This is a genomic window from Caproicibacter sp., assembly GCF_046707225.1.
In the GTDB taxonomy this organism is placed as follows: Bacteria; Bacillota; Clostridia; order Oscillospirales; family Acutalibacteraceae; genus Caproicibacter.
In genome coordinates, this window is sequence record NZ_JBJKOP010000051.1 from 136,607 (window position 1) to 143,021 (window position 6,415).

At 41.9% G+C, this 6,415-nt stretch carries 8 protein-coding genes; 1 reads left to right on the forward strand and 7 read right to left on the reverse strand.

Features of this window, described 5'->3' with window-relative positions; genetic code table 11:
• Positions 1-43: 43 nt before the first annotated feature.
• From ACLQ3M_RS14550 to ACLQ3M_RS14570, 5 genes are all read right to left on the reverse strand, one after another.
• Positions 44-850, reverse strand: a complete 807-nt coding sequence (locus tag ACLQ3M_RS14550) for a class I SAM-dependent methyltransferase (protein WP_411678411.1) — start codon at positions 848-850, stop codon at positions 44-46.
• A gap of 35 nt (positions 851-885) precedes the next feature.
• Positions 886-1,401: a hypothetical protein gene (locus ACLQ3M_RS14555; RefSeq protein ID WP_411678412.1), complete on the reverse strand. Its 516-nt coding sequence runs from the start codon at positions 1,399-1,401 to the stop codon at positions 886-888.
• A 103-nt stretch (positions 1,402-1,504) separates the two neighbouring features.
• Positions 1,505-2,068: a GNAT family N-acetyltransferase gene (locus ACLQ3M_RS14560; RefSeq protein WP_411678413.1), complete on the reverse strand. Its 564-nt coding sequence runs from the start codon at positions 2,066-2,068 to the stop codon at positions 1,505-1,507.
• Between the two features lie 80 nt (positions 2,069-2,148).
• Positions 2,149-2,394: a DUF3781 domain-containing protein gene (locus ACLQ3M_RS14565; protein WP_411678414.1), complete on the reverse strand. Its 246-nt coding sequence runs from the start codon at positions 2,392-2,394 to the stop codon at positions 2,149-2,151.
• 109 nt (positions 2,395-2,503) lie between these two features.
• Positions 2,504-3,004: an NUDIX hydrolase gene (locus ACLQ3M_RS14570; RefSeq protein WP_411678415.1), complete on the reverse strand. Its 501-nt coding sequence runs from the start codon at positions 3,002-3,004 to the stop codon at positions 2,504-2,506.
• 157 nt (positions 3,005-3,161) lie between these two features.
• Between ACLQ3M_RS14570 and ACLQ3M_RS14575 the strand changes: the two genes are divergently transcribed.
• Positions 3,162-3,509 carry a site-specific integrase gene (locus ACLQ3M_RS14575; protein WP_411678416.1) on the forward strand — a complete coding sequence of 116 codons (348 nt, stop codon included), beginning with the start codon at positions 3,162-3,164 and terminating at the stop codon, positions 3,507-3,509.
• Positions 3,510-3,630: 121 nt separating this feature from the next.
• Here the strand turns inward: ACLQ3M_RS14575 and ACLQ3M_RS14580 are convergent, their stop codons facing one another.
• Positions 3,631-4,197 (reverse strand): HXXEE domain-containing protein, encoded by a 567-nt coding sequence (locus ACLQ3M_RS14580; RefSeq protein ID WP_411678417.1) that lies wholly within the window; start codon positions 4,195-4,197, stop codon positions 3,631-3,633.
• Positions 4,198-4,280: 83 nt separating this feature from the next.
• A complete protein-coding gene (locus ACLQ3M_RS14585) occupies positions 4,281-5,765 on the reverse strand; it encodes a C69 family dipeptidase (RefSeq protein WP_411678418.1) in 1,485 nt (494 codons plus the stop codon).
• Between the last annotated feature and the right edge of the window lie 650 nt (positions 5,766-6,415).

Sequence of the window (6,415 nt, forward strand, 5' to 3'; positions counted from 1 at the left end):
TCCTTCCAAACAGGATGTTTTTTGTGGGATAATTTGTTGTCCGTTACCTTACCTTCTGCCCTATATACATAGCATGTTCGGAATAGCTTAAATACTCTTCTCTTTCACATAGCTTTTCCGCCACTTCCGTCCATTTATCGATTACTTCGTCTGGCTGGCTAAGAATATTTTTCTCACATGGAGAAAGAATGCTTTCCTGTCCAAAAAGATGTTTCTTTCTCAGCGGAAATCTCGCAAGGAAAGGCAATATGTCTTTTTGCCTGATAAAAAATGCTTTCGTAAAGGCATCCCCTGCGTACGATTTGTCTTTTAAGACGGCGTTCAGGAATGTCTGTTCTGAATCCTCCAGTATCAGTTGAGGCATATATTTCATATCATAGATGATACCTGAAAACATTAAAATAAAAGAAATATAAAGGAATCCTCCGTTTTTCAATAAAGACAAAGCTGAATCCAGTGCGGCAATTCTGTCTTTTTCGCGGAGTAAATGATACATTGGTCCCATAAGAAATATGTGGTCATACTTGCCATCAAGAATCTTATCAACATCTCTGGCATCTGCGGAAACAGCTTTTATCCCGGTATGCAGTTCTTTGGATTTTTCAAGGGCAAACTTCACATTTTCTGATGACAGGTCCACCAAAGTAACGTCGCAACCTTTTTGGGTATAATAGATTGAATAGCGCCCCGGTCCTCCGCCGATGTCAAGTATTTTATCCCCTGGCTTTATGTATCTGTTCATCATACGAGTCGTCACTATGAATTCAAACGGATGTTTTTCAAGCCTGTCCCATTCCTCTTTTACATCCTGATCATAATGTTTCTGGACAATTCTAATATTTTCCTCCATTCAGGTGTTCCTCCCCCTACCGTTGACCTGCTTTATCAAAAGAACGTACCAAAATCATCGTCTGGGATTGGTCGTTCCAAACCAAGTGTTTTAGGCCACATCCCGGTGTCTTCAATAACAAAGCCCATCAGCATTCCCATATGGCTGTGCAAATGCCGATGCTGTGCTAAAATAAGCGTGAAGCGGGTCCACTCGCACTTTTCCGGCTTTTGCAGCAGAATATTGTCGGTCAGCTCGTCATTGTAGTCGGTGATCTTTCTTTTTAACATATCGAAATAGCGCCCGATATCCTCCCGATTGAGTCGTTTCTTGCTCTGTACGTCCAGATTGTTGAGTTCCCTTTCATGAAAAGAGGGCTGAATATACACCCTCGGATTGATATACCATTGATCCAGTGAATGCAGCATGTGGTAGATGTGCTTCCACAAAGGCATCTCACAATAGGATTTGTCCCAAAGTTCATCGGGAATGCAGGCAATGACATTTTCAACTTCCCATAAAGCGCGATTTGTCTCATCTTTGATGATTTCGGCACAGGTCGATTCCTTCACTTTTTTCGCACCTCACTTCATTACATTTTCGCAGGGTTTACACATTCAGAGTATGTTCCAAGCTGACCGTTATGCTCATAATTCCACTGACAATCGAAATTTGTCATCGGGAATAAGTATATCCTTCTAAATTGACTGTATCTTGTCCACCCCAATTTTTCCCTTCCGTCAGGACTTCCTCTTTTTTGAAGCCATTCTTCATCAGCGCCTTGGACGAGTAGACATTCTCCGGCATAACATATGCTTTGATAACGGGGATCTTTACCTCCGCAGACAGATATTCGATTAACAAATCAACGATCTCTGTGGCGATCCCCTGGTGCCAGTAATTTTCGTTGATGCGGTACCCTATGGTAATCTGTCCGATCCTTTTCTTGTAGTCAAACATCTCTGCCAAACCAACCAGTTTATTCGGATCACTATGCAAGTAAACTCCGGCAATAATGAATCTCTTTTTCTCAAAATCCCTTCCGCCGAGATTTCGAATGGCAGCCAGCAGATTGCTTTTGCTTTTTTTGTACAGAAACGGCGGAATATACCGATAAACGTTCTCGTTCTCCGTTATTTCCGCAAGTGCATCTACATCGCTTTCCACCATTCTTCTGACGAACAGTGTTTTGCTCTCTAAGTATGGGAAAATGCTAAATAATTCCGTCAAATCAATCACCGATTCCGTTTTATCACTCTATCGTGTTAAATCAATAACTGGATTGTGGCCCCCAGAGGCATTGCTCCCGCTCAGCTTGCTCATTTTATGCACTTGTGCGCTGTGATAATCGTATCACTTTGAGCATTTACTGTTATTTTGCAGTTATCCACAGAAACATACCAATTCTTACCTTTTCGTTCGATAAGCGAGTTAGTTTTCGTAATCATATCACAGCAATATTTAACAACATCAGAAACATCGATTTGAAGATTTCTTTTTATTCTGTCAGCGCCCATTTCCGTTGTATGTAATTTATCTAAATGCAGGAGTAATTCATTGTCCATTTCTCTATCCCGACTTTCTGTTATATACAAAATGGGCGACAGATTTTTCTGTCGCTCCAGATTATCGAAGAACTCATCCGGCGCATTAAGAAAGGGGCGATCCCGCCACCTACAGCACGCCCTTAGATCTTAAGTATTTCCTTAATGTAGCAATATGCATTGGATAAAATTGATTTTCCCTATTTTTTAGCTTTTCGCCCAATTCCGATAGAGAGATCCATTTTAAATTTTGAGTTTCATTAGTCGTTTTTAATAAAGTTCCTTCCGCTTTACATATGAAGACATGAACCATTATTGGATAATAACCCTTTATATTTTGTGAGCAACTAAATGGTGTATAGTTTAATACCCGATAGCCGTTTGCTTCATAAATGGTCGATTCTGCTTCTCCTGCTATTTCAGTTACATCAAGGCCCGTTTCTTCTTTGATCTCTCTTCTCAAGCAATTATAAACATTTTCGTATTCTCTTATTTTTCCGGCAGGGATTTCAATCATACCTTTTTCCAATGGTGCATCATCCTTGCATCTTTCTTGTATTAAAATGTGAGGAACCTGATCAATCGTTCGTTCTATTATTCCGCCAACACCTGGTTTTGAAAACTGTTCCACCTAAATTTCGCCCCATTTCTTTACTGCTTTTTATTCATTGTATATTGTTCGATGGTATCCACATGATGTGGGTCCTAGAAGTTACAACTTAAACCTCGCATATTGGATTAATAAACAAAGCACTAAACCGCTGACGCGGTGGTTTGGATTGGGATAGATGCTGCGTTTTCAAGAACCTGCTACGATTGCGGCAGGTTTTCTCTTCTTTCGGTACAATGGAATCATCACTTTCAAGGAAGATGGTTTCATGACCAATGAAAAAGTATACCTGCGTGCCTATGACGAAATCAAACTGCAAGGGTTTTCGCCACATACGGTGAAAGAATACCTCGGAAAACTGACGGCTTTTCTCCGATTTTTTGATAACCGTCCCATCGATTCCATGGGAGAGGAGGAAATCCGTGAGTTTCTGCTTCATCAGCTGGATGCTGGAAAGTCCTCCAGCACAGTGAATCTCTACAACAGCCTGCATTTCATCTTCGGCACCGTTTTAGGAAAAAGCTGAACTATCGACATCACAGATAGGTTTTTCGAGCGTAAGATGTGTCCCTCCCACTAAATATTAATCCTCATAAATTTTTGACCTAAAACGTCGGTCGGAAATGATCCCCTGTGAAATAACCGTCCTATTTTTTTGACATGACAATCTTGAACACAATCATATGAATGACAAGAGAAAATACGCAACTGCAAATCCACCATGTAGCTACATCAGAAAGGCCGTTGGTAGAAATGAAATAAGCAGCGTAGATTGACAAAGAAAACTGCACAAGCGACATTACCAAGCCCGGATTCCATTTCATCAACTTAATGCCCTGATAGATATGAGTTGAACAATTCATAATACTAAAAATAATAATAAAAAGTCCAAAACCAATATTGAAGCAGGCTGCAATGCCAAAGATCAAGAAAGCAATCCATACTAATACTATATTAATCCAAAATATCTTAATATCGGTTATTCTTTCTTCACCGAGAGGCAGATTAAAGACCTGCTCATTCATAAATTTTTTGAATCCGCCGGGCCAATAATGTTCCTCCGTTTGATGGAACAAGTAAAGAGGAATGTTACAGAGCGCCCAGAAAACCGGCTGATCCCATCTGCTGAAAACAAATAAGCCTATTGTTGCAATAATACCTATAAAAGGGCACAATCTTGCCCAAGCCTGATTTGCCGCAAATCGCTTAATCATACTAATTGATTCCCTCATCGTCCAAAGGACTTAAATCCATATCAGTGAAAAAGCGGGAAATAAGACTGAGCGCCGTGTTCCGATCAAGCATCCGATCTGGAGAAAGCGTTCTTCATCTGGCTGCTCAATTCAAAGAGGACTTTGTCCAATGTCTCAGCGGTCTCTTTTTTCAACATTTCGGCAATTTCCTGATTAGCCTGTTCCCGAAGAACTGCCCGTCTTGCAATATCACTTTCCCGCCGGAGCTTCTCATCATACTGGCTGATCAGCGCATGCCCATTGGACTGTACAGCAAGCTGATACCGCTCAATATGAAATACTGACTTCCCGTAAGACGCATCCGCCATTGCGGCGATCATGCGGCTGGACCAGTAGAAATTATCGGTTGAAATTTCCTTTGTTGTATTGGCAAGATATTCCGGTGTTGCGGATACATTGGCATAAAAAGGTACCAGTACATTAAAGGCGTTGGATGCAAATGCGATCCACTCCACCGCACGGAACTCTTCCGGGATGTCCTGGCGCATCTGGATCAAAGCCATAAAATCGTTTCGGTTGATGCCGATTGGGCGGAAGACACCTTTTATCGTTGGATCGCCATGTCCCTCATAAGGATCATACGGCGTTCCCTGATAATGAGAGGACAACACATATTTTACATCCTCTGGAGTGATCTTCTTCTCCGGCACCATGCACCAGGGCAAATCATCGGAACGCGGCTTGAAATTCGCATCCGGACCGTCCCATGCTTTGGTGTGCGGGTTAAAATACCGCAACATGTACCAGGCGCGCGGCGTATTGTAAACATGATCCGCGTCATTGTGACTTCCAAAAGCGTCTCTCGGATTAAAGTCTCCGTTCAGCGACAAGTCCAAATGGTTCTTCTCAATGAACTCCTTCATGTCATCTGAACACATATAGTTTTTCTTTTCAGTAAGTGCATCCTCCAGATCAAACCGGTCAAGTCCCAGCTGATTCGGCATCACGACATAAACATCATCCGGCACCTTTCTGGCGATCCAGTGATGGCCGCCAATGGTCTCCAGCCACCAGATTTCATTGACATCCTGAAAGGCAATACCATTCATTTCGTAGGTACCGTACTTTTCCAGAAGGCCACCCAGCCTCTCAACCCCTTCGCGGGCACTGTGAATATAAGGAAGTACAATCGAAACGATATCCTCCTCGCCGATGCCGCCGGCAATTTCATGTTGACCGTCCTGCGCCGGATGATACTCTACCAGCGGGTCCGCTCCCAGCACTCTCGGATTGGAAGTAATGGTTTCCGTGGCTGTCATGCCTACATTTGCCTCATTTACTCCGCTGGCGGCCCAAATGCCCTCGCCTTCTACAGCATTCGGTACTGCCGTAAAACGCATGGGATTTTTGGGCAGTTCGATTGCCACATGGGAAAGCACTGATTTGTAAGCAGCCGATTGGTCTCCGGGATGGATCGTTACGAATTTTTTAGCGGTAAAATGACCGGAACCGGAATCATCGTTTCGTGCGATCATGGTAGAACCGTCATAGGATGCTCTTTTCCCAACCAGAATTGTTGTACAAGCCATAAAGATTTCCTCGCCCTTATAAAGTAGTAGTATTTAGAGCCCCTCTCCAAGGGCTATATTAACCTACCATAAAAATCCAGCAGCTTAGGAATATTCTTGCACTCTAATATCACTGTTTTTAATTCCAACATTTTCTCATCTTCTTTTCTCTCCAATTTATTAATTATAGGATCGTAATATTGCAGAATATCATAAACATTAAAGTTCTCCCGTTTATTAATATTTAATAACTGGCGTTCGCATTGTATAAATCATCAGTCCTGGTCCCCTTCTCAGAGCGTACACATTATATGAAGTTCAAAGGGGAGAGGGTCAACACAGTATCCGTTCCCATATATTTCCTACATTCTCCATAGTTCTCCTGCCTTTTAAATAGCTGATATTCGTATCGTAATTGAAATCATTATATAACAAAGCGAACTTTTTGCAAACTTTTTATGTTGATCAAAAAGCAAAAGGCTAGAACTTTTGCAATTGCTTCCTGTAAAAAAACATTATTGCAATCGTCCCACCCATGATAGAAATGGAGCGGTATCATAGAAGTGCAGAGGTCAAACACCCAAAATGTGATAGAATTAAGGAAAGAATGATGGGGTGTTTGAAATGCGCAAATATGATAAGGAATTTAAAGAAGAAGCAGTCAAACTGTC